We start from the raw sequence: 24,414 nt of genomic DNA, 5'->3' as shown, positions 1-24,414 counted from the left end.
TCTCTCAGGCTTGGTTAATATATTCTTCCTGTTCTTTCGTAAGCTTGTCGACCGAAAAGCCCATGGCTTTTAATTTTAAAGCAGCCACTTTCTGATCGAACTCATAGGAAACTTGATGAACATCATTTGTAAGTTCCTGATGATGTTCTAAGATATGTAACGCGGCTACTGTTTGCATTGCAAAGGACAAATCCATAATTTCCGCCGGATGACCGTCGCCTGCTGCTAAATTAACCAGACGACCTTCAGCTAGCAAATAAAGTTTCCGACCATCAGCCATGGTAAACTCTTGAATATTACGGCGCGCTGTCCGAACCGATACAGCCAAATCATTCAAATCAACTTTGTTAATTTCTACGTCAAAATGTCCGGCATTAGCAAAAATTGCACCAGACTTCATCACTTCAAAATGTTCACGGCGAATGATGTCTTTACAGCCTGTAACCGTCACAAAAATATCGCCAATTTTTGCCGCTTCCGTCATGGGCATAACCCGGAATCCGTCATAAACAGCTTCTACTGCCTTAATTGGATCGATTTCTGTAATTACGACATTAGCGCCAAGTCCTTTTGCTCGCATAGACACGCCTTTACCGCACCAGCCGTAGCCAGCTACGACGACGGTTTTACCTGTTACCGTCAGATTTGTTGTCCGCATAATACCATCCCAAGTGGATTGGCCAGTGCCATAGCGATTGTCAAATAAATATTTGCAATAAGCGTCATTTACAGCCATCATGGGAAAGTTCAGTCGTCCTTCGGCAGCTAAAGCTTTTAAACGCATTACGCCTGTCGTGGTTTCCTCACAACCGCCAAGAATGCGCGGCGCCAAATCAGAGCGAGAGCCGTGCAGCAGCGCCACGAGATCGCCGCCGTCATCAATAATAATATCTGGCTCTGTATCAAGCGATTTATTGAGAAAATGCTCATATTCTTTATCTGTGCAATCATACCACGCATAAACGGTTACACCGCTGTCAGCCAGCGCGGCAGCTACATCATCTTGCGTCGATAAGGGATTACTACCGGTAATTGCTACCTGAGCTCCGGCATTTTTCAGCACGATTGCCAAGTAAGCTGTTTTTGCTTCTAAATGCATGCTAATAACGATTTTTTTACCAGCGAAGGGTTTTGTTGCTGAGAGTTCTTCATTTAAAACATTGAGAACAGGCATATGTTCTTTTACCCAGTTAATCTTATCATGACCTTGCGGTGCAAGGTCTTTATTACGAATTAGTGACATGTGGTTCATCCTTTCATTTCAGCTCGTTGTTTTATTTCCATGATTTTTTTACAATCAGGCTTGTTAATTACGCCATACTCGGTAATAATTGCCGTAATATAGGCCGCTGGCGTTACATCAAAAGCGGGATTATAAACAGTTGCACCAGTAGGAACAGTCTGCTTCCCGGCAAAACAGGCCACTTCTTCAGCGCTGCGCTCTTCAATAGGAATTTCTTCACCGCTACTTAAAGAAAAATCAAACGTAGACAGTGGTGCTGCTACATAAAAAGGGATCTGGTGTTCTTTGGCTAGAACGGCTACGCTATAGGTGCCAATCTTATTGGCTACATCGCCATTTTGGGCAATGCGATCGGCCCCTACAATCACTGCCTTTACCTTCTCTTGTTTCATAACCCAGCCAGCCATATTATCCGTAATGACAGTTACAGGAATCTCGTCAGCTACTAACTCAAACGCTGTCAGACGGGCTCCCTGCAGCAATGGCCGCGTTTCATCAGCAAATACACCAAGAATATTTCCATCCTGATAGGCTTGACGTATCACGCCCAAAGCGGTACCGAAAGAAACTGTTGCTAGCGCCCCAGCATTGCAGTGTGTTAATACATGAACAGGCTCTGTAAATAGCTCAGCGCCAAACCGTCCAATGGCCTCATTGATTTTTTTGTCCTCTTTGGCAATCGCGATCGCTTGGTCCTCTAAAGCAGTAACACTTTTAGCCGGATCATAATTAGCAACACTCAGACAGTTTAGCATAATATCAACAGCCCAAGCCAAGTTCACAGCGGTTGGTCTTGTCGCTTTCAATTCTTTTGCTGTAGTTTCCATGTGATCCTTAAAAGCTGCTCCAGAATGTTGAAATTCTAAAGCTCCTAACACCATAGCAAAAGCCGCCGCTGCACCAATCGCCGGTGCGCCGCGTACAACTAGTCGTTTTATGGCGTCTGCCACCGCGCGATAATCACTGCAAGTCTTATAGACGATTGTTTCAGGCAGCAGGGTTTGATCAAGTAGAATCAATCGATCTTGCTTCCATTCTAAAGCTAGCAATGGTCTCACCACTTTCTAAAGAGTAAAACCGCCAAATTCTCGTAAAGCTTCATGGCAGTGACAGGTTTTTGTTAGTTTACCAGAAGCCAAAACAGCAATGGCCGCCATAATAAGCTTTCTCAAATTTTCACCGTTTGCCCGCATCGTTTCTACGACCTCACTATGAGTCAGACTATGCGGTGAAATTCCAGCGGCAAAGTTCGTAACCATTGATACCGTGGCATAACACATTTCCGCTTCTCTGGCTAAGACTGACTCTGGCAGATTTGTCATTCCCACTAAATCGCCGTGAAGCATGGCAAACATCTTAATTTCCGCTGGTGATTCAAAGCGAGGTCCTTCTGTACAAACATAGGTACCGCCGTTATGGGTGGTAATGCCTAGCTGATTAGAGGCTGCAAATAAAACCTGTCTTAGATCAGGGCAATAAGGCTCTGTTACATCAACATGAACAACGCCGCGCTCTCCCCCTTCGTAGAAGGTAGACGTCCGCCCCTTCGTAAAATCAAGAAATTGATCAACTAAGACAAAATCGCCTGGTTTCATATTCTGATTGAGGGAGCCGACAGCCGTTGTAGCGATAATCTGCTCCACACCTAATTTTTTCAACGCCCAGATATTACCACGATAATTAATCAAATGGGGCGGAATCGAATGCTTGCTTCCATGTCTTGGCATAAAAGCAATTTCAGTTCCCTGATACCAGCCGCTAGTAACTGACACTGGTCCATAAGGCGTTTCTACTTCTTGTTGCCGTACATTATCAAGAATTTTAGGATCATATACGCCTGTGCCGCCAATAATTGCAATTTTCATGTGCTCACCTAGCTTTCTTAAAATAAAACGCAAAATAAAAACTTGTAAAACATCAATTTATGTTTATTCGGTACAGTCTTTTTATTTACCTGCTGCTATACAAACATTGTCTTATGATTAAGATAATGTAATGCCTAAGAGTCCGCCTAAGGCGCCCGCGGCAAGACCAGCAGCATATTTATTTAGTAACAGCAACACCGATGGGTTGTCGCCACTTAAGTAGAATCCGCAGGACAAGGAAATGGATACATAAAAAAAACCGATGAAAATTCCTAGCAACAACCCCTTGGACTTTTTAATAAAAGCACCATACAGACTACCTAAAAAAATGCTCATTAACGTAATCGCTGCCATGACACCTGAAACATGCTGCTCCACAAACATACTGTCTGTAAGTAAAAGTCCCAAGGAAACGATTAAAATTGCCGTAAACGAGACGAGAAGACTCATAAGAATTCCACGCAGCAAAGCCTGCGCAAAGGCAGGCATTTTTCCTAATTTAGCTGCTGATTTTTTACTTTTGGATGGGTGATACATCAGGCATCCCTCCAGGCTTTTACCAAAAATGTATGTTTCATTCTTGATTTTTAGCCCAGAAGTTCTGCAGTAACGGTTTTCCTGGCAGTTATTTTTCAAAATTCCATGTTTGGAGTTCTTGCAAAAGTGGATAATGAGTTAAATCGATATGAACAGGTGTTACCGCAATTTTTGCCTCTTTCACAGCCGTTACATCACTGTCTTTGTCATCAGGTTCCTGGACTACATTGCCTCCCATCCAGTAATAGCTACGCCCCCGCGGATCTTTGCGTTCTTCAAACGAATTTTCATACTGACGACTTCCTAGTTTTGTTATTGCCACACCAGAAATTTGTTCTGGCGGCAGGGCTGGAATATTGACGTTTAGCAAGGTATGTGGCGGCAGACCGCTTGCTACCACTTTAGGAACCAGTCGTTTGGCAAAATTCGCAGCTACAGTAAAATCACAATGATCCCACGCATTGAGTGAAAAAGCAATGGCGGGAATACCATGAAGAATTCCTTCAATGGCTGCGCTTACTGTGCCAGAATAGAGTACATCAGTTCCCAGATTGGGACCATGATTAATACCTGATACAACAATATGGGGCATTTCGTCTAATAAAAGTTCCTCTAAGGCCAGTTTCACGCAATCGGTTGGCGTGCCACCGATTTTCCAAGCCTTTACAGCCTGTGGTAGCTCATAGGAATCGACTCGAATCGGTTCATGAACCGTAATGGCCTGACTTGTAGCACTTTTTTCTACATCAGGCGCCGCTACATAGACCTGCCCAATCTCTGATAAAGCCTGGCTTAAAGTAAGAATTCCCTGCGCTTGAATACCATCATCATTTGTTACTAAAATCCGCAAGCATTGTTCCCCCCGCTCTAATTAAAGTAAATCTAACTGTTTATGGGTTTGGGGAATGATTCGTACATTTCCCAGTTGTTCTGATGCCAAATCAAAAAATGTCCAAAGTTCTCGTTGCATCAGTTCCTGGCCAGCCTGTTTGGCCGTAACAGGCTGCAAAACAAGGGGAACTGTTGGACTGACCGAATGAATCACAGCTAGCGCTTCTTTAAATTCCTTAACGGTAGTTTGTCCTGTCAGAACAATTTTCACAAACACTTCTTTATGAATTGCCTGTTGTAAAAATTTTTGATGAACCATAAAGAGATCTTGACCAGTACTACTAGGCAGTTTAATATCCATGCTAATAAAATCTATAGCAGGTAGTACTTCGGCAAGTTCCTCATAGAGCGTGCCATTTGTTTCTAAATATTTTCTAACAGGTAACTTCTCGCTTAGAGCAAGGAGCGCTGGTACATGACACAACGGTTCACCACCGGTAAAACTAACAGAGTGATGTGGTTTTTCCATTAGACGAAGTGAATGAGAAACAAGACGATCCAGTGAAATAGGATTACTTAATAACAGAAAGTCACCAGTCCCAGGTGTTTGCTCAAGTTTAGCTGGTTCTGTTGTAACAAAAGATTCTGCTGTATCACAGTAATTGCAGCGCAGATTGCAGCCAGCAAATCGAATAAAAAGCTGACGATAACCGACATAGGGTCCTTCTCCTTGAATCGAAGAAAAAACTTCTACAATATGCTCATCCATGATTACGCTCCTGGCGATATGCTACAGCAGAGCGCGGTGATTCCCATACTTTTACTTCGTAAATTTGAACCTGCTTGGCCTCCAAAGGAGTAACTAGTTCGTCATAAATATATTTAGCGATATTTTCTGCCGTAGGATTTTTCGTTTCAAAAGCGGGCAATTCATTCAAATAGTAATGGTCAAGACGGTCGATAATCGTTTTGACTTCTGCTTTTAATACGGTAAAATCAATCACCATACCTAATTCATCTAATTCAAAGCCCCGTACAGTGACTTCTACTTTCCAGTTATGGCCATGCAATCTATGACATTTTCCTTGATAGTTGCACAAATTATGTGCAGCTTCGAATTCTGCCTGTATAGTTAACTCAAACATAAAGAACCTCCCCTAATCATCTAGAATAGAATTAGTATAGCATAAATAGAAAAAGATGAGCAAAGACTCATCTTTTCCCTGAAATTTATTTTGCTGCCTGCTTGCTCAAAATAGCATCTTTCGAAAATTCCGCATCATCAGTCACTAGAACTTCTTTATAGCTTAAGCTACGCGTATGCTGTGTATGACTCCATACTCGTTCATGGCGATGAATAAATCCGTAGATCGTAATAGGAATCCAACTGTAAATAAAAATTGGATAAAGTAGCAAATAAAACCACATTTTTAAGGAAACGCGGATTTGTGCCAAAATAATCATCGGAAAAACATACTGGGCAAAAGCGAGAATTGTCCATACTTCTACAGGAAGAACCCGATTTAAAATATTAGTGTAAAATGGGAAAAACCCATAAAGATAACTAGATATTACGAAAGCCGTAGACATCAGCAAAAAATAGGGCTGAAACAAATGAAATACACCATCAAGCATGCGAACGTCACCGCGTTTAAAACCTTCTTTAAGCAATTTAGGAATGAAACGGCCAGCTACATCGAAATGTCCCTGCGCCCAACGCTGACGCTGCTTCCACGATTGTTTAAAGGTAAGCGGTTTCTCATCATAAACGATGGCATCATGAGCCCAAGTTGTTCGAATACCGCAAAGCAGACTTTTCATAGTAAATTCCATATCTTCGGTTAAGCAAGTAGCTCCCCAGCCGAATTTTTTGAGAACATCCATGCTAATACACATACCTGTTCCACCAAGAACGCTCGTAAGACCAATATTGTATTTTGCTAAATGCCAAATGTAGTTTACTACCCAGAAAGAAATGGCGAAGGTGCCCGCAACCCAAGTATCATTGGGGTTTTTAGAATCAAGATACCCTTGGATTACACGCTCGCCTTTGCAAAGGCGATTATTCATTTCCAATAAGAAAGCCGGATGGACTAAATTATCGGCATCAAATACGACAACAGCATCATATTGTTTTTCCATAGCGTAAAGTTTTGCAAACATCCATTCCATAGCAAAACCTTTACCACGCTCTGTCAAATTGGTCCGTTCATGAACAATGGCGCCAGCCTTTTTGGCAATTTCCGCCGTTTTGTCATTACAGTTGTCGGCAATCACATAAATATCATATAAGTCTTTCGGATAATTCAAGACATTTAGATTTTCGACAAGCTGTCCAATGACCGATTCCTCATTATGGGCGGCAACAATAATCGCAAACGTTTTTTCCGGCGTCAAAATTTTGTTTTCATGCCGTTTCCAAAGACCAAACATGGCAATAATAAAATAGTAGAGTGAAAAAAATACGATAAGTAATTGCAATGGGATCATAATAATATCAAAAATATGTTCCATGGATTTTTCTCCTTTAAAATCCGATTTCGTATATCTATCCAAATTATCTTTGGGGACAAGCTAAAAAGGTGGCTCTTCTTATTGTTTACGACAAGGCTGATTTATAATCCAAAAGTCGTAAAATACTGTTGAAGATACCGAACACAGCATAAGTGAAGAAAGGAGCAAAGAGGTAAGAATGCGGTAATGCATAAAAAAGATATCCGCCAGTTGCCACAGCCAAAATAATGGCAATTCGATAAATTTTTTCGCCTTTGCCTTTAAAATCAGGATAGCGAACTGTGCTAACCATTAGATAGCCAAAAATCGCTACAAAACCAAGAAACCAGTATCCTGAAGGCTGAATGCCTGTCATAATAAAAGTCGCTACAACACAGCCGCCTGCCGGAATAGGCAATCCCATAAAATAACCTTTTACAGTTGTTGTATTCACATTAAATCGTGCCAACCGCAACGCACCGCAAGTGGCGAAAAAAACAGCGACAACCTGCCCCAAAAAACCAAATTCATGCAGGCAATAAACATAAGCTAAAAAAGCTGGCGCTACACCAAAAGACACCAAATCACAGAGTGAATCAAGTTCTTTGCCAAATTCGCTGCTGACTTTAAAATAGCGGGCTGCCCGACCATCTGACCCATCGGCGATCATAGCGGCAAAAATCAATAGGGCTGCTGTGTAATAATAGCCATGAAAGGTTTGCATAATGGCAAACATGCCAAAGACTAAGTTAAGAGCCGTTAATCCATTCGGTATAATACTTTTCAACGTTGCATCCTCCCAATGATGGTTTCCCCGCCACGGACGCGATCGCCTTTCTTTACGAGGACTTCCACCGATTTGGGCATGACCAATTCCGTACATGAGGCGAATTTAATCATGCCGTACAGTTCCCCTTTGGTCAAGCTATTACCCAGCGTAACCCAGGAAACAATCCTTCTCGCTAAAATGCCGGCAATCTGCGTAACAAGCACTTTCATGCAGTCATTTTCGAGTCCAATCGAATGACGTTCATTCTCACAGCCTACCGATTCTTTGTAAGCAGGTCGAAAGCGGCCACAAGTATACTGTTGGTAAACAATTTCACCGGCAATCGGGCTGCGATTTACATGCACATCAAATACGGAAAGGAAAATCGTCACACGAATGGCTTCTTCATGTAAAAATTCTTCATCATAAAAATCTACTACACTCATGACTTTTCCATCTGCTGGAGACAAAATCAATGTATCGTCTGCGGGAATACTCCGTCTTGGATTACGAAAAAAGAACGTAACAAAACAGCATAAAACGCCAGGAATAATACTCCAGTAAATATTCATCACCATTGCAACAATAACTGTCAGGCAGGCGAGTATAGCAATGTAAATATATCCTTCTCTTACAATAGGAGCTTTAATCATCTATCCACCTCCTGATGCACCTATTTACGCACGTAAAAACAAGAAGCAAGTCAACACTTGCCCCATCTTGTCTCAAATTATTATAATATAGCCCATGTCTCTTGACAACCTTTTATCTAAGAGAATTCCTTAGCTAATCAGTTCTTTTTGGCTGCTCGTACTTTTAGCACAAATTTGGGCAGTGCCATCATCCGCATAAATCGACTCGGTTGCTTGAAAAGTCGAAAGAGCCATTCTAATCTTGCTTCTTGCATCCAAAGCGGCGCCCGCTCCATCACGCCAGCCATAACATCAAAAGTACCGCCTACGCCAATAGCGACACGAACAGTTAGTTCGTTCCGATGCTTCTCGATCCATTTTTCCTGCTTAGGAACACCAAGAGCGACAAACAATAGTTCGGCTTTACTTTTGTTAACAGCATCAATGATCGATTTTGTCTCTTCCTCTTTAAAGTAACCATCCTGAATTCCAACAATCGTAATACCAGGATAAAGTTCGCGAGCTTTTTCAGCAGCTTTCGCAGCTACACCTGGTGCACCACCTAAAAAATAAAGGCGATACCCCGTTTTAGCGCTAATTGCAAACAGACGCTGCGCCAAATCAAAACCAGCGACTCGCTCTGGCACCGGTTTTCCCAAATAGGAGGCTGCCCAAACAACGCCAGCGCCGTCAGGAACGACTAAATCAGCTGTTGATAAAATTGAGGCAAGCTCCTGATCTTCCTGAGCCATCATCACCATTTCCGCGTTTGCTGTAGCAATCAACGAAAGTTTTTCTGTTTCTTTTGGTTTCCCCGCCACCATTGCTTCAACGCAAGTCAAAGCTTCTTCCATTGTTACAGCATCAACGGGAATCCCAAGAATACTAACCTTATTTTGCAACCATATTCACCCTGCTTATGATTCAGTTTTATTCCAATTCTTATAAATTGTATCATATCATAAAAATCCCGGCAACTGCAGCCAAGGAATTCGCCATTTAGATTTACTCGATTCGCGATCATTCTTGTCTTTGTCTGCCTGATTGCCGCCATCGCCATTAGCGCCCGCTCCGCTCGGATTTTCCTGCATAAGTTTTCCTAAAAAAGGTTCTGTTCCTTTTATAAAGGCGCTTTTTTCCACTTCCGTGCAGCCTAAAATAGGTACACGCCCAGAATTAGCGCAAATCGGAATATTATCAGTAATATTGGCCGGTACTGGAAAAAACGCAGGCGGTTGATCTTTTAATACAGAATTCATCATAGCTCCCCAAAGACCGGCGACTTGACTGCCTGATAAACCGACAGAAGTTCGATCATCATTACCAATATAAATACCTGTTAACAGATCAGGAGTATAGCCGATAAACCAAGCTGCTTCATACTGGTCCGTTGTACCTGTCTTCCCAGCAGCACTGCGACCAATATTGCCAGCTGTGCCTGTACCAGTTTCCAAAACACCAGTCATCATTTTGGTCATAATGTAAGCAATCTCGGGACTTAAAACACTCTGTTGCATAAGCGTAGTCTCCTCAAGAACTTGATCATGTTCATCAAGCACTTTTAGGATTGCTATAGGCTTTGAATAAACGCCACCATTAGCAAAAATAGTATACGCGCTAGCCAGCTCAATTAAATTTACCCCTTGGGTTAAACCACCTAAAGCAGCAGCTAAATTATTATCTTCCGGGCGAATTGTCGTGATTCCTGCCGCTTTCGCCAAAGCCAAGGCCTTATCAATGCCGATCTGCTGCGCTACTTTTACTGCTGGAATATTAATAGAATCGCGCAGCGCTTTAGACATAGTAACAGGACCGCGGTATTTCTTATCATAATTTTGCGGTTGATAACCATTAAAATTCACTGCTTCGTCAAGAATAACAGCATTGGCTGTCAAGCCAGTCTGCAGAGCCGCCGCATAAAGAAAGGGTTTAAAGGCGGAACCTGGCTGTCTTGTTTCAGTAATAACCCGATTTAATTGACTTTCTTCATAATTTTTACCGCCGACCATCGCTCGAATCGCCCCTGTCTTCGGATCCAGCGTCAAGACAGCTCCTTGTTGTTTTGTTAATACTTTTTCCGCCGCTTTCTGCGTTTTGATGTCTAGTGTCGTAAATACTTTCAGTCCACCTCGGTAAACACGATTGGCACCGTAGCGACCTACGAGTTCATTGGCAATGTAGTCGAGAAAATAAGATGCTTGCACTTCTCGTCGCTTTTTCCCAATCAATTGAAGCGGTTCTGCATTAGCAGCTGCCGCTTGTTCCGGCGAAATATCACCTATTTTAACCATCCCGGTTAGAATTTCAGCCCGCCGTGAAAGCGCTGCCGATAAATCAGAATAAGGCGAGTAAATATTGGGACCACGTGGCAGACCTGCCAACAAAGCGCTTTCGCCAAGCGTCAGTTCTCCGGCGTGCTTGCCAAAATAAACCTGCGCCGCCGCTTCGACGCCATAAGCGCCTTCGCCAAAATAAACCTGATTGAGATAAGCCTGCAAAATTTCCTGTTTAGAAAACCGCTGTTCTAAAATAAGAGCAAGCAAAACTTCTTTCAGTTTGCGAATGACTGTTTTTTCCTGCGTCAAAAACATGTTTTTCGCAAGCTGTTGTGTAATTGTACTACCGCCTTCCGCCAAGGTTCCCATACGAATATCAACCCATAGTGCTCGCGCCAACCCAATAGGATCCACGCCGCCATGGCTAAAAAATCGGCTGTCCTCATTATCAATAACAGCGCGCTGTAATTCATAGCTCATCGAACGAATGGGCACTACTACTCGGTTTTCTTCAAATAATTTAGAAATTAAACGACCATTTACATCAAAAACCTGCGTGGCATTCATAAATTGCATATTTTCTAGATTATCTGTCTGTGGCAGTGTAAAAAAAGCATAAGCAAGTCCCCCGAATAAAAGGAGGAACAGAGTAAGAAATAGGCCAAAAAGAAAACGAATTCCTTGATACTTGACAAGATCAGCCATGCAAAAACCTCCCTACTCTTTTAGTATACCCGAAAGCAATTTGTCTTTACGCAGGAATAGCAGGATTTACGTCGAATTTGGAATTTACACTCTTTTATTCGAAACCTGAGGTGTTAAAATTCATGCTCCAATACTCTCTATCTAAAATACTTTGCCGTGCCGCTCTGCTTTTTTGTTTATTATTAATAGCCGCGCCTCTGGCCACTTTCGCTTATGAGCACCTGACAACAGAAGAACCATCTGAACCTGCTTCTGTGTCGGTAACACCTGCCCCCGAAGCGCCGCCGCGCCCCGCTTTTACCTTAATTGCAGAAGATAATGCCTATTTAACAACTGACCAGCCTGTATACGATAACTTTCTTGTTACCGAACGACAGCAACAGAATTTACCACTTCGTTTGCCTGAACTGATTCCTTATTATGGAACAAAGACAGTGTATTTAACCTTTGACGATGGACCCGATCCAGAAAATACGCCTTATGTCTTAGATTTACTGAAAGAATATCAGATTCACGCTACCTTTTTTCTAGTAGGAAAACAAGCTGCAGCCCATCCTGATTTAGTGAAACGAATTTTTGCGGAAGGGCATGCGATTGGCAATCATAGCTACAACCATGATTATCGTGATCTGTATCGTTCTCCTGACGCTTATTTTGCGCAGATTCATCGAACCGATGAAATTATTAAAGGTATTATCGGAGTTCGTCCACGGATTTCTCGCGCCCCAGGCGGAACGGTAGGCCATTTTCAAAAAGCGTACTGGGATCGTCTAAAAACGGAAGGCTATCGTGATATTGCCTGGAATATTAGTTCAGGCGATGCATCAGACGGTAAAGCGGCCGATCTTTACGGCAATATAGCAGAACAAATCCAGCGCCAAGCACTCTGGAGCCATGCAATCGTTCTTATGCATGATGGAACAGGTCATAAAGAAACCATGAAAGTATTGCGTAATATTATCGAGTTGTTTCGCTCGCAAGGCTTTGAATTTAAAGTAGTCAATATGCGTACACCGACTGCTTGGTAATAATAAATGAATAAAAGAACCGCCGCTTTCTTCCTATTGTAAGAAAACGGCGGTTTTTTATTATGTTTTAGAGCTGTTTAGAGAAGAATTACAGACTATAGTTAGGCGCTTCTTTTGTAATGTTAATATCGTGTGGATGACTTTCCTTGAGACCTGCGCCAGTAATACGAATAAAAGTACTATCTTTATGAAGTGCGGCAATATCTTTTGTACCGCAATAACCCATGCCAGCGCGAAGTCCGCCAACAAGTTGGAAAATCGTATCAGCTACAGCGCCTTTGTAAGGAACGCGACCTTCAATTCCTTCTGGAACCAGCTTGTCCATATTTTCCTGGAAGTAACGATCCTTACTGCCTGCAGCCATTGCCGAAAGCGATCCCATGCCGCGATACACTTTATAGCTTCGACCTTGATAGATTTCCGTTTCTCCTGGACTTTCTTCCGTCCCAGCAAAGATGTTGCCAAGCATAACAATATTTGCGCCAGCTGCTAAGGATTTTACAACATCGCCCGAGTATTTAATACCGCCGTCAGCAATAATCGGAATGCCGGAAGCTTGCGCCGCCATAGCGCAATCATATACAGCTGTAATTTGCGGCACACCAATACCAGCAATAACACGAGTTGTACAGATTGAGCCTGGTCCAATGCCCACTTTTACAGCGTCAACACCAGCAGCAATCAAATCACGCGTTGCTTCTGCCGTAGCGACATTACCAGCGATCAAATCAAGATCTGGATACAATGATTTAATTTTTTCGACAGCTTTTAATACACCCAACGAATGACCATGGGCCGTATCAACAACAATTACGTCAACTTTAGCAGCGACAATTGCTTGGATACGATCAAGCATATCAGCGCCAACACCGACAGCAGCAGCAACAAGCAGACGGCCTTTGCCATCTTTTGCCGAGTTAGGGTATTTTTGCGCTTTTTCAATATCTTTAATTGTAATAAGTCCTTTTAAATTGCCCTGTTCATCTACAAGCGGTAATTTTTCAATTCGATGTTTACCAAGGATCACTTTTGCTTCTTCCGGCGAAGTGCCTACAGGAGCTGTAATCAAATGTTCCTGGGTCATACATTCAGAAATTTTTAAAGAAAGATTCGTTTCAAACCGCAAGTCGCGGTTTGTCAGGATACCGACAAGTTTTTCCTGTCTGGTAATAGGAACCCCGGAAATCCGATATTTTTCCATCAAATTTTGGGCGTCTTGCAGTGTGTTTTCTGGTGATAAAAAAATCGGATCTACAATGATACCATGTTCGGAACGCTTTACTTTATCAATTTCATTTGCCTGACGCTCAATAGACATATTTTTGTGAATAACACCAATGCCGCCCTCGCGCGCCATAGCAATCGCCATTCTAGCTTCCGTAACTGTGTCCATGCCGGCGCTCATAATCGGAACATTGAGCTTAATATTTTTAGTCAGATTTGTTGCAACACTTACTTCGCGCGGCAAAACCTCTGACTTAGCTGGAACAAGTAGTACATCATCAAATGTTAGTCCTTCTTTTGCAAACTTATTATCCATAATCGACTCCTCTCATGATTCCTGTATAAGTATTTCAAATATAATACCACAAATGCTAGTAAGGAATCCACCCTTTTTTACCGATTCTATAAAATTTTACAATCTTTTTATTTCCTACTCATTATTAGCGAATATTATGTAGGATTAGCAGGAAATAGGGCAGCCAACGGAAAATATATTCTTATAAGACATAGTCGCTTGTAAATTCAGCAGTTGAATTGTCTTCAAATGCATTTATTAAAGAAAAAGGAAGGGAATTACATGGCTAATGATAAAAAAGGGATTTTATTAGAAACCGGTACAAATGAATTTGAAATCGTGGAGTTTACCGTAGGCCCTACTCACTATGGCATTAATGTTGCAAAGGTCCGTGAAGTTATCAATCATGTTCCTGTTACCATTATGCCTAATGCCCATCCCTATGTGGACGGTGTCTTCACATTACGTGGCCGCGTAATGCCTCTTGTTAATCTGCCGCGCGTTCTCGGCGTTCAGGGTCAATCTACGTCGCCTAAGATTATTGTCAGTGAACTCAATAATTATTTTGTGGGCTTTCTTGTCGATGAGGTTTCCCGGATTCATCGTATTTCCTGGACCGAAATGGAGCCGCCGCCGAATATCTCCGAATCAGAAATGGTTGTAGGTATTGTGAAAATGGCAGAAAAAATGGTCATTCTTCTTGACTTTGAACGGATTATTTCCGTAATCAATCCAGAAATCAACGAAAAAATGACGACCCTGCCTGATGCTGTTCCAGATATTGCACCAAAACGCCGCAAAAAAACCATTTTGGTCGCAGAAGATTCCCGGATGCTGCGTGATCTGCTTGTAGAAACACTACATGTGTCTGGCTATGAAAATATTATCTTTACCGAAAATGGTCAAGAAGCTTGGAATCGGTTAGAAGCCATGGCGAAAGATGATAAACCGATCGAAGAAAAACTCCATCTAGTCATTACCGATATTGAAATGCCGCAAATGGATGGCCATCATTTGACGAACAAAATTAAACAGCATGACAAGTTAAAGAAGCTTCCTGTTATTATCTTCTCTTCTCTCATCAACGAAGAAATGCGTCGTAAAGGTGAAACCATCGGTGCCACTGCTCAAGTATCAAAACCTGAAATTGCACAACTAATTGATTTAGTTGACAAATATGTTCTATAAAGTTTAAGTTACATAAAAAAATCCGTGAAGCTTTACGCTCACGGATTTTTTATGTCTTTGATTTATCGATCGCAGCGAAGCACGCCGCCTTCCGACAAATGTTCTTTTGGCATTTCACGCAAAATAATCTTGACCGCATCAGCCGGGCAAGCAGCTGTTTCAACAATCGCTTCCGTCACTTTTTTAGCTAATGCCCGTTTTTGTTCTAAGGTGCGACCTTCCAATAAATCAATTTGCACAATCGGCATATTTATAGCCTCCCTTAATAGAATAAGGTATCTATTCTGCTCAAAAAGATGATTTCCTGCTATTGAAGGGCTTTGCGCACAATTCGTTCTAGATTTTTCTGCGTGAGTCGCCGCGGGCTATTGGGTAGAAGACGATAAGACAAAGCATCAGGAACAATTTTTTCAACAACAGATTCGTCAAGCCCTATCTCTCCCAACCCTTTAGGAATCGAAATATCTTCTTTTAACTTTACTATAGCTGCTACGGCTTGATAGGCGGCGTCTCTTTGAGTCAGCCCAGCTATATTTTCACCTAGAGCTAGCGCGATTTGTATAAACTTACTATAATCGGCAATTAAGCACTCCTCCATCACAAAGGGAAGCATGATGCCATTGGCAATGCCATGGGCAATACCAAACTGCGCGCCTAGCGGATGGGCTAGGCCGTGAACAGCGCCAAGACCGGCGTTTGTAAAAGCAGCTCCAGCCATCAAACTCGCTAGCGCCATCTGACTTCTCGCCTCTAAATGATCGCCGTTGGCATAAGCTACACGAAGCCACTGCCCAATCATTCTAATTGACTGAAGCGCCAGAGCATCGCTAATCGGCTCCGCCTTTGTAGCAATATAGGCTTCAATAGCATGAGTTAAAGCATCAATGCCCGTAGCCGCAGTTACACTTTGGGGCATCGACACATGTAGCCGCGGATCAACAATAGCAAGGTGCGGCAGCATAAATGGATGAGCCACGCCAATTTTTTCTTGCTTTTCCTTATCTGTCGTCACAGCTCCAGCCGTTACCTCGCTGCCTGTCCCAGCCGTAGTAGGAATACAGATCAGCGGCAATGCTGCTTTTTCTACCTGTCGACTTCCCTTCATATAGTCCCGGATAGATCCCCCATTTGTCAAAACCATCGAGATTGATTTAGCCGCATCCATAGGACTGCCGCCGCCAAAAGCAATGATTAGATCAGCACCAAATTCTTTTGCCGCTAAAACACCTTGATCTACCGTTTCAATACTTGGGTCTGCTTCCACATCAGAAAAAATCTGAACATCAATGCTAACCTCTTGTAAGGCATGCAAAATAATCGGCAAATAAGGCGACTGTTTAGTTGCCGTCTTACCTGTAACAAGAAAAGCCTTTGATGCTTTGAGTTTTTTACATTCCGCTCCAATGTGGCCTATTGTGTTTTCACCAAAAAGAACCGTTGTGGGAAATCGAAAAAAGAAATCATTCATACTAGTCCCTCTCCTACATTGGCAGCCGCGGCACAAAGTCTCTAAACTTTACTGCCGCGGCTACTTGTCTTTTTATGGATTAATCGTCGTTTTATAAACTTGTTTGCCATCCTTCATTTCCATAACGACAGCACTCTTTACAGGATTGTGGTATTTATCAAGCGTAACCAAACCAGTTACAAGTTGTAAATCTTTAATTTTCGTCAGAGCATCTTTAATTTTGACCGGATCAGCGCTATTGGCATTTTTGATAGCGGCTATAGCCATACAAGCAGCATCATAGCCAAGAACTGCCGGTGCATCGGGAACTTGGTTATACTCTTTCTTGAAAGCTTCGACAAATTTATCAATCTGCGGATTGCTGTTATCAGGCGCATAATGATTCGAGAAATAGGTGTTATTAAGAGCCTGCGCGCCAGCAATTTCTACAAGTTTCGGTGAATCCCAAGCATCACCGCCAATAATAGGGATCATGATACCCATCTCACGGGCCTGCTTTACAATTTTAGCGACATCTTCATAATAGCCTGGCACAAATAGAACATCAGGGTTTGTTGCTTTTATTTTTGTTAAAATAGCTTTATAATCCTGATCTTTTTGCAAGTAAGCTTCTTTCGCTACTATTTTTCCGCCGCTTTTCACAAAATTATCTTCAAAGTACTGAGCCAGACCTTTGGAATAATCGGCACTGTTATCTACATAGATTGCTGCTGTTTTAGCATGAAGATCTTTGGCGGCAAATCCGGCCATAACAGTACCTTGAAATGGATCGATAAAACAAACACGAAACGCGTATTCATTCACCTTTTCGCCATCTGCCGTCACCTTCGGATTTGTTGCAAAGGGTGTAATAAATGGGATCTTGTTATCCGCAGCAATCTGTGCGCCAGCAATGGTATTCGTACTGCCGCCAGCTCCTAGGATTAACGCCACCTTATCTTGGGTAATCAATTTGGTCACGGCATTAGCGGACTCTGACGGCTCGGAGCGATTATCAGCAATGACAAAATTAAATTTTTTACCAAGTACGCCACCTGATTCATTAGCCTCTTTAAAAGCCAGTTTAATCCCTTTGGCCATGGACTCGCCCCAACTTGCCGTATTTCCTGTCATTTCAAGATTGCCACCAATTTTGATTTCATTGGAATTTCCTAACCCGCCGCTACAGCCTGACACGAGCAAAGACGCACCTAACAGTGCAACTCCGATCATCTTTTTCAACATAAACTCGCCTCCTCTTAATAGTGAAAATAAAGACGCTGGAAAGAAAGAGTTTACTTTCTTTTAGCAGCGTCTTCGCTTTTCTCGTTTTATTCTTTTATTTTTATAAGACAGGTAAGGCGTTTACTTCAGTGAGTAAGAACATCCTTTTTCCTGTTTTAAACTAGCTATTTACTGGCAAAACGTAAAATATTTTTTTCTAAGACAGCTAAACCGCGATCAAGTTCTTCATCGGTAATAACTAGCGGAATTAGGAGTCGGATTACATTGCTGAAAATTCCAGCGCCAATTAGAATTACACCATCTTCTAAACAAGCCTTAATGATTTTTCCTGTCAAATCTTTATCTGGTTCTTTCGTTACCTTGTCTTTAACAAGTTCGATGCCAATCATTGAACCAACTCCGCGCACATCGCCGATAGCTGAACAGCTTTCCTGCAGTATCTTTAAACGGTCCATTGTCTTTTGGCCGATTTGTATTGCTTTTTCGCAGAGCTTTTCTGTTTCAATATACTTAATTGTTTCAATTCCTGCAGCGCATGCTAAGGGATTTCCGCCATAAGTTCCGCCAATATTGCCGCCATCAGGCGCGTCCATCACTGTTGCTTTACCAGTTACCGCACTTAAGGGAACGCCAGCAGCAATCGATTTCGCTGTTGTCATGAGATCAGGTTCGACACCCCAATGCTCAATGGCAAACATTTTACCGGAGCGAGCAAAACCAGTCTGAACTTCATCAGCAATAAATAAAATACCGTGTTTTTCACAAATTGTTTTAAGCCCTGGTAAAAATTCCGGCGGTGGTATAATAAAACCGCCTTCGCCCTGAATCGGCTCAATAATCATTGCTGCAATATGCTCCGCATCGATTTCTGCAGCAAAGAAGCGGTCGAAATTCTCTAGACAATGCATTCCGCAACCGGGATAAGAACTTTGATAATGACAGCGATAGCAGTAAGCAGAAGGGACTTTATAAATTTCCGAAGGAAACGGTCCAAAGTTATACTTATAAGGTTTTACTTTACTGGTTAATCCCATTGTCATGTAAGTTCGCCCGTGAAAAGCAGCCTCAAAAGCAATAATTCCTTTTCGCTTTGTTGCATGACGAGCAATTTTCACGGCATTTTCTACCGCTTCAGCGCCGCTATTCGCAAACATCGTTTTCTTTGGTTCTCGCCCTGGCATTAATTCATTCATTTTTTCGGCTAAGGTGATATAAGGCTCATACATGGCAATAGCAAAAAAAGAATGGAGCAAGTTTTCTGCTTGATCTTGCACAGCCTTTACGACAGGTGGCGGACAGTGCCCTGCATTGAGAACGCCTACGCCAGCATAAAAATCAAGATACTCTCGACCCTCTACATCAGTAATAACAGCACCTTTTGCCTTTTTTACAAAAATATTCGTTGAGTTGGCAATGCCTCTGGCGACAGCCTGTTGTTTACGCTGCAGTAATGTTTCTGTCTGGCTGTTCATTTGACTCATAAGAACTCCTCCTCACAAAGCGAAAAAAAAGCTAAAATCATATCTTCTTTAGATATAATTTTAGCTTCATCGCTTTGTCTGCTTATATGATTGTGTGACTTTCTAGAAGTATGAACTTATTGTAACAAAGAGTGAACGCCAGCGCCATGTGCAATACTCACAAATAGATTGGTTTTGTTTTGTGAATATATACGATATGTTGTTGGAGGTTAAGAAGACTCTGCTCCAAAAAGCTGCCGATGAATCAACGCTCCGACTTGTAAGGTAAGACGCTCATAAGGATTCGCTAAATTGCGGCCTGTCACATCTTCAATTTTCTTCAAACGATAGTCTAGTGTATTGCGATGAACAAAGAGACGTTTTGCAGTCTGCACAGCATTGCCATTTTCCTCAAAAAAAACATATAAACTTGTCACCAAGTCACTTTTATATTTCCGATCATAGGCAAGTAAGGGCTCCATCACTTCTTTATAATAGTTATACAGCGTTTCCTGTGGCAAATCCAGTAACAGCTTAAAAATGCCCAATTGTTCATAAAGATATACTGATTCTGAAGAAGCGCTATATTCGCCAAATAATAAGGCTTTAGAGGCCTCGTGATAACTGCGACGAATTTCGATTAGGCTATCGGCAGATTTGCCTAGGCCAGCAGCAATTTTCACTTGGGGAAATGCTATCCTTAATTCTGCAGCAATCTCAGACAACAAGGCTTCATTGGTCTTATGGAAAGATCCTACTTTTACAGCAGGCAAAAGTAAAACAATCGTATCAAGCCAGGTCATTGATAAAGCCGTACGATTTTGTCGCGTTAAAACGCTTCTCGCAGTCTGTTCTATTTGCATTTTTAGGATAACTCGAGACTGTTCTGCTGCTTCAGTCTGCAGGAAAGAAGTCTCAGCAAGGCCCTGCAGACTAATCACACCAACTTGTTGCGGCACCGTCAGATCGTAGTGAAGCGCCGATGATCGCTCAAATAGCTCTTGTACTTGTTCAATCGGTTTTAACAGAAGCTGTTCTAAAAAATCACTGACAGATCGTTCGGCCACATGTTTCGTAACAATCAAACTGCAAATCTCTTGCGTAACTTCTACAAGTCTAACCTCCCAAGGAAGTTCAAAAATAGGAAACCCGGCTTCATCAGCAATCACTAAAATATCTTTGGGAACTGCTTCAATATAAGGACCGACATTGACAATAAGACCAGCAAGATTTTTTTGAATAATACCATGAATTAAATCCTGCAAACGATCTTTATCACCTTGTAAACCAATTCCAGTAATAATTAAAAGTTCGCCGCCCTGAACCCAGGGCAGTACGTCAGGAAGATCAATAAAGTGGACCCAGCGTACTAGCTTATTCAGCCCCGCTTCGCCTGCTACAAGCTTCGCTTTCTGCAAAGAACGGAGCTGCAGGATTTTTTGATAGCTAATCAAAAAGAATCGATCCTTTCCTGTCACTAATTATTTCATCGTTCTCACTTGTACATATCTGCTGCCTTTTCTAGTGTAGTCTGCCATATTTCATCATCATAATAGCTCTTCCATTCGCCTTTTGGGCTATAGCGGCGAATCGCCAATCGTTGCCCTAACTTATTAAAATTCTCTCTTTTTACAATACGAAAGGTATGCGAATCAGGCTGGAGCCAAACCTCAAAGATCGTGCACACTAATTCTGAGCCAAAAATCATATCTTCATACTTGTAATCATACTTTACATGAATTTTTAAAATCGCTTTGTCTGAAAAATTCGCTTTGTTTACCGTATTGCGATCAATATATAGTGTTGCTTTGCTATTATCATCGCTGAGCTGCCATGCCGAATTAGAAAGATTCGGCATGGTCTGGCCTTCATCTGTTGCTATTTCACTATTTCTACCAAAATTTTGTGTATCAGGCGTTTGGTGTTCCTGTATTTTATTTTCTTGCACCAAGGCAGTGTCTTGGGCAACTGGAAAAGTGACATACTGATAATAAAGATAGCCTCCTGGCACAGTAAGACCAAGGAACAGTCCGGTGACGATTTTAAACAGACGCATCCCCTGCCTCATAAAATTTTTTCTACTCCCATTCTTGCGACTTTTTAGCGTAATATTCAATAATCTCGCGGCGGCGAATAATACCAATAAAAATGTCACTGTCATCAACAACAGGGATAAAATTTTGATCAATTGCTAAGGAAAGCAGACTTTCTATTTCGGCGCTCACCTTAACCGGCGTATTCGTCATCCGCCAAGCAATATCTTTGAGCATCACTTTATGGGTGTTTAAAAAAGTCAGTTCAGGCGTGTTTTTCAGTTTCCAAAGTAAATCACCTTCTGTGACGGTCCCCGCGTATTTTCCATTCTCATCGATAACCGGTACTGCTGTATAACGATGATATTCCATTTTTTCCAAAGCTTGCCGCATCGTGCTTGTGATCGGCAAATAAACAACTTCTTCTTTCGGAATCAAGAAAAACGCAATATTCATAGTACATCCACCTTATCTTACTGCATTAATTTTGGTATTTAAGGACGCAATTCCACCTGACCACTTGCTAAATGGTAGACACCGCCAGTAATTCGTGCCTTTCCTTCCGCAATTGCTTCTTTTAAAATTGGTTCAGAATGAGAAATTTTTTCGATAATTAAATCAACATTCTTACCAATGGCATTGTCAGTAAGATCACCTTGTTCTGCTCTAGCTTGTACGACAGCAGGCTCAATTTCGGCAATCACAGAATTTAAATGTCCCGGAAACTTGGCACCAGCAACAGCTGCTTTCACAGCACCACAATCACCATGACCGAGAACAAAAATTAAGGGTACACCTAGCTTGGCAACAGCATACTCAATGCTCCCCAAAGCAGCAGCATCCACAATTTGTCCGGCATTGCGGACAACGAAAAGGTCGCCGAGCCCCTGATCAAAAATTAGTTCAGGCGGAACTCTCGAATCAGAACAGCAGACAATAACCGCAAAAGGATTTTGGCCTGTTAGAAGTTCTGAACGCCGCTTTCCATCAAGATGCGCCCGTTGTGCGTCACCTTGGCAAAACCTATTATTTCCATCGAGTAATTTTTGTAAAGCATCTGCTGCTTTGATCATATTCTCACCAGCTCTCTCATGTTTTCTTTAGTATAATTCTATTTCGCCTAAAATCAGCATATAATTAATATAAAAATTCACGTTTTTTAGCAAATAAACGGTAGAAAAGGGCTATAAAAATAATAACAGGAATTGTAGCACCGACTACAAGCTGCATTTCAATTAATTGATAATATAAACCAACGCCAATTGCCCAAATACATAGAGCTCGCCAATTAATCAGCAAGTGATCGTGCACTCTGCGATGCTGCAACCAGAAATATTCCGTAAGCAAAATAGCAAAAAACGGTGCAAAGACAGAACCAATGGCTAATAAGAAATTTTCATACTGTTCCATATCAACAAGGAGAGCTAAAACAGTCCCGATGATTGTCATAATAAGGGCAATCGGCTTTTCCCCCAAAGCGCCGACAATATTGGAAAAACTGACGCCAGCGGAATAAGCATCAAGAAAGGTCGTCGTGACCGTTGCTAACACAACAATTCCTAATGCGGCAAGCCCCAGATTAGCTGCTAATAGCATCGCGGAAGGCTCTGGATTTGCGGCAACAAGAGCAGCGCCAAGACCAATGATATACATCCAGGAGCTACCAAAAAAATAGCCAAGCCCGCTTCCCCAAACAGCAGCTCCGTTACTTTTGGCAAACCGCGTATAATCTGCAATAAGCGGCAGCCAAGACAGCGGCATAATGACGCTTAACTCAAGGGCTTCACCGAAGCTCATCGTTCCGCTTGCTGGCAGAGAATAAACGGCGCCATCATGAAAGACTACTTTACTTAATACAAGAGTCATGATAAACAAACAAAATACAGCAACCATATTAAGCCGTTTTAGCCCGCCCTCGCGGCCTAGTAAAATCCAGAGAAAAACAAGAGCGCCAATACCTATTCCCCATATAGAAAAATTGTCATAATTCCAAAGTGCTTTTGTAATTTCATTGACTGATCGTGCCGCCGTCAGGATCATGACAGCAGTCCAACCAACGAGTTGTAAAATATTTAAAACAGAAAATAGATAAGATCCATATACGCCAAAAGAAATACGTATTGATACACTAGCGGGAATTCTTGCCTCAGAACCGATAAAGCCGCCTAACACTAAAATGATAGTTCCAATGAAATGTCCGAGCAAAATGGCAATAAGCCCATCCTGAAAACCAAGGGGAGCTAATAATCCGCCTGTCAAAATTTCCGCAATGGATACAGCAGCCCCAAACCAAAGAAATAGAAAGTGAGAAAAAGTCAGGTTACATTCATTCTTAAGATTCATTTTAGCAAACCTGCACTTTTGTATAAATCATAAAAATGGTGAACTGGTCCAACGCCCTTTCCAATGGCGAAAGAATGTTCGATGGCGGTTTGAATATAGGCCTTACTTACGGCTACTGCTTCTTTTGCTGATAGTCCCTTTGCTAAATTAGCCGCTAGTGCTGACGATAAGGTACAACCTGTACCATGAGTATTCTTTGTAGGAATACGCGGCGCATCAAAATGAGTAAAGGCTTCGCCATCAAATAAAATATCTGTTGCTGCTGTTTCTAAATGGCCGCCTTTTAACAAGACATAACGCGGTCCTAGTTTATGAATGGCTACAGCCGCCTCTTTCATGTCTGCTACTGTGTGAATCGTTAGGCCAGTAATTTCTTCTGCCTCGGGAATGTTTGGCGTAACAATCGTAGCCAAGGGCAGCAACTCCGTAATCAGCGTATGAGCCGCTTCTGGCTGCAACAGATGATAGCCGCTTTTTGAAATCATTACAGGATCAACGACAATTTCTTTGGCCTCATAAGCAATCAGACCTTGAACAATCGTTTTTATCGTCTCTGTACGAGAAACCATCCCAATCTTTACGGCGTCTACTGAAATATCAGTAAAAATTGCTTCTATTTGCTTGGCAATAATCGCTTCATCAATATCTTGAACGGCAAAAACGCCTTGAGTATTTTGTGCTGTAACAGCGGTAATAACACTCATGCCAAATACGCCTTGCGCCGAAAAAGCTTTCAAATCAGCTTGAATCCCTGCGCCACCGCTGGAATCCGAACCAGCAATTGTTAGGACTTTTTTCAT

25 protein-coding genes are annotated in these 24,414 nt (G+C 42.1%); 2 read left to right on the top strand and 23 right to left on the bottom strand.

Features of this window, described 5'->3' with window-relative positions; genetic code table 11:
• Positions 1–4 precede the first annotated feature (4 nt).
• From AC0MXB_RS05135 to AC0MXB_RS05080, 12 genes are all read right to left on the bottom strand, one after another.
• Entirely contained in the window at positions 5–1,252 is a 1,248-nt protein-coding gene (locus tag AC0MXB_RS05135; protein ID WP_474038533.1) for an adenosylhomocysteinase, read from the bottom strand.
• Positions 1,249–2,301, bottom strand: a complete 1,053-nt coding sequence (mtnA, locus tag AC0MXB_RS05130; RefSeq protein WP_474038532.1) for an S-methyl-5-thioribose-1-phosphate isomerase — start codon at positions 2,299–2,301, stop codon at positions 1,249–1,251. The genes AC0MXB_RS05135 and mtnA overlap by 4 nt, the downstream gene beginning before the upstream one ends.
• Before the next feature lie 6 nt (positions 2,302–2,307).
• The gene (mtnP, locus tag AC0MXB_RS05125) at positions 2,308–3,108 is read right to left on the bottom strand and encodes an S-methyl-5'-thioadenosine phosphorylase (protein ID WP_474038531.1); all 801 of its coding nucleotides are present in this window, start codon (positions 3,106–3,108) and stop codon (positions 2,308–2,310) included.
• A gap of 117 nt (positions 3,109–3,225) precedes the next feature.
• Entirely contained in the window at positions 3,226–3,645 is a 420-nt protein-coding gene (locus AC0MXB_RS05120) for a TIGR04086 family membrane protein (protein WP_474038530.1), read from the bottom strand.
• 88 nt (positions 3,646–3,733) lie between these two features.
• Entirely contained in the window at positions 3,734–4,495 is a 762-nt protein-coding gene (gene surE / locus AC0MXB_RS05115) for a 5'/3'-nucleotidase SurE (RefSeq protein ID WP_474038529.1), read from the bottom strand.
• A 21-nt stretch (positions 4,496–4,516) separates the two neighbouring features.
• Positions 4,517–5,245: a 7-carboxy-7-deazaguanine synthase QueE gene (locus tag AC0MXB_RS05110; RefSeq protein ID WP_474038528.1), complete on the bottom strand. Its 729-nt coding sequence runs from the start codon at positions 5,243–5,245 to the stop codon at positions 4,517–4,519.
• A complete protein-coding gene (gene queD / locus AC0MXB_RS05105; RefSeq protein WP_474038527.1) occupies positions 5,238–5,621 on the bottom strand; it encodes a 6-carboxytetrahydropterin synthase QueD in 384 nt (127 codons plus the stop codon). Before queD ends, AC0MXB_RS05110 begins: the two co-directional genes overlap by 8 nt.
• Positions 5,622–5,706: 85 nt before the next feature.
• On the bottom strand, positions 5,707–6,990 hold the full coding sequence (locus AC0MXB_RS05100) for a glycosyltransferase family 2 protein (protein ID WP_474038526.1): 1,284 nt from the start codon (positions 6,988–6,990) through the stop codon (positions 5,707–5,709).
• A gap of 85 nt (positions 6,991–7,075) precedes the next feature.
• Complete coding sequence (gene pssA, locus AC0MXB_RS05095) at positions 7,076–7,756, bottom strand: CDP-diacylglycerol--serine O-phosphatidyltransferase (protein ID WP_474038525.1); 681 nt, start codon at positions 7,754–7,756, stop codon at positions 7,076–7,078.
• The gene (locus AC0MXB_RS05090; RefSeq protein ID WP_474038524.1) at positions 7,753–8,391 is read right to left on the bottom strand and encodes a phosphatidylserine decarboxylase family protein; all 639 of its coding nucleotides are present in this window, start codon (positions 8,389–8,391) and stop codon (positions 7,753–7,755) included. The genes pssA and AC0MXB_RS05090 overlap by 4 nt, the downstream gene beginning before the upstream one ends.
• A gap of 137 nt (positions 8,392–8,528) precedes the next feature.
• Complete coding sequence (locus AC0MXB_RS05085) at positions 8,529–9,272, bottom strand: WecB/TagA/CpsF family glycosyltransferase (protein ID WP_474038523.1); 744 nt, start codon at positions 9,270–9,272, stop codon at positions 8,529–8,531.
• 57 nt (positions 9,273–9,329) lie between these two features.
• Positions 9,330–11,351 carry a transglycosylase domain-containing protein gene (locus AC0MXB_RS05080; protein ID WP_474038522.1) on the bottom strand — a complete coding sequence of 674 codons (2,022 nt, stop codon included), beginning with the start codon at positions 11,349–11,351 and terminating at the stop codon, positions 9,330–9,332.
• Positions 11,352–11,473: 122 nt separating this feature from the next.
• Here AC0MXB_RS05080 and AC0MXB_RS05075 point away from each other — a divergent pair, with 122 nt between their 5' ends.
• The gene (locus AC0MXB_RS05075) at positions 11,474–12,379 is read left to right on the top strand and encodes a polysaccharide deacetylase family protein (RefSeq protein WP_474038521.1); all 906 of its coding nucleotides are present in this window, start codon (positions 11,474–11,476) and stop codon (positions 12,377–12,379) included.
• An 88-nt stretch (positions 12,380–12,467) separates the two neighbouring features.
• Here AC0MXB_RS05075 and guaB read toward each other — a convergent pair whose 3' ends face one another.
• Complete coding sequence (gene guaB, locus AC0MXB_RS05070) at positions 12,468–13,919, bottom strand: IMP dehydrogenase (RefSeq protein ID WP_474038520.1); 1,452 nt, start codon at positions 13,917–13,919, stop codon at positions 12,468–12,470.
• 261 nt (positions 13,920–14,180) lie between these two features.
• On the opposite strand from guaB, the gene AC0MXB_RS05065 reads away from it, so the two are divergent.
• Positions 14,181–15,086 (top strand): chemotaxis protein, encoded by a 906-nt coding sequence (locus AC0MXB_RS05065; protein WP_474038519.1) that lies wholly within the window; start codon positions 14,181–14,183, stop codon positions 15,084–15,086.
• A 62-nt stretch (positions 15,087–15,148) separates the two neighbouring features.
• Here AC0MXB_RS05065 and AC0MXB_RS05060 read toward each other — a convergent pair whose 3' ends face one another.
• The 10 genes from AC0MXB_RS05060 to thiD all read right to left on the bottom strand — a co-directional run bounded on the left by AC0MXB_RS05060 (position 15,149) and on the right by thiD (position 24,414).
• Positions 15,149–15,397, bottom strand: coding sequence for a 2-hydroxymuconate tautomerase (locus AC0MXB_RS05060; protein ID WP_474038744.1), 249 nt, complete (start codon positions 15,395–15,397; stop codon positions 15,149–15,151).
• Complete coding sequence (locus AC0MXB_RS05055) at positions 15,394–16,554, bottom strand: iron-containing alcohol dehydrogenase (RefSeq protein ID WP_474038518.1); 1,161 nt, start codon at positions 16,552–16,554, stop codon at positions 15,394–15,396. The genes AC0MXB_RS05060 and AC0MXB_RS05055 overlap by 4 nt, the downstream gene beginning before the upstream one ends.
• 72 nt (positions 16,555–16,626) lie before the next feature.
• A complete protein-coding gene (locus AC0MXB_RS05050) occupies positions 16,627–17,778 on the bottom strand; it encodes an ABC transporter substrate-binding protein (RefSeq protein WP_474038517.1) in 1,152 nt (383 codons plus the stop codon).
• 164 nt (positions 17,779–17,942) lie between these two features.
• Positions 17,943–19,259 carry a 4-aminobutyrate--2-oxoglutarate transaminase gene (gene gabT, locus AC0MXB_RS05045; protein ID WP_474038516.1) on the bottom strand — a complete coding sequence of 439 codons (1,317 nt, stop codon included), beginning with the start codon at positions 19,257–19,259 and terminating at the stop codon, positions 17,943–17,945.
• Between the two features lie 209 nt (positions 19,260–19,468).
• Positions 19,469–20,692 (bottom strand): PucR family transcriptional regulator, encoded by a 1,224-nt coding sequence (locus AC0MXB_RS05040; protein ID WP_474038515.1) that lies wholly within the window; start codon positions 20,690–20,692, stop codon positions 19,469–19,471.
• 41 nt (positions 20,693–20,733) lie between these two features.
• Positions 20,734–21,294 carry a hypothetical protein gene (locus tag AC0MXB_RS05035; RefSeq protein ID WP_474038514.1) on the bottom strand — a complete coding sequence of 187 codons (561 nt, stop codon included), beginning with the start codon at positions 21,292–21,294 and terminating at the stop codon, positions 20,734–20,736.
• A gap of 22 nt (positions 21,295–21,316) precedes the next feature.
• On the bottom strand, positions 21,317–21,727 hold the full coding sequence (locus AC0MXB_RS05030) for a CBS domain-containing protein (protein ID WP_474038513.1): 411 nt from the start codon (positions 21,725–21,727) through the stop codon (positions 21,317–21,319).
• Positions 21,728–21,765: 38 nt separating this feature from the next.
• Positions 21,766–22,344, bottom strand: coding sequence for a carbonic anhydrase (locus tag AC0MXB_RS05025; RefSeq protein WP_474038512.1), 579 nt, complete (start codon positions 22,342–22,344; stop codon positions 21,766–21,768).
• Between the two features lie 64 nt (positions 22,345–22,408).
• Entirely contained in the window at positions 22,409–23,614 is a 1,206-nt protein-coding gene (gene cytX, locus AC0MXB_RS05020) for a putative hydroxymethylpyrimidine transporter CytX (RefSeq protein WP_474038511.1), read from the bottom strand.
• Positions 23,611–24,414 carry a bifunctional hydroxymethylpyrimidine kinase/phosphomethylpyrimidine kinase gene (thiD, locus tag AC0MXB_RS05015; RefSeq protein WP_474038510.1) on the bottom strand — a complete coding sequence of 268 codons (804 nt, stop codon included), beginning with the start codon at positions 24,412–24,414 and terminating at the stop codon, positions 23,611–23,613. Before thiD ends, cytX begins: the two co-directional genes overlap by 4 nt.

Source organism: Pelorhabdus sp. sgz311001 (assembly GCF_055901755.1).
This window is presented reverse-complemented; position numbering and strand designations above follow the sequence as displayed.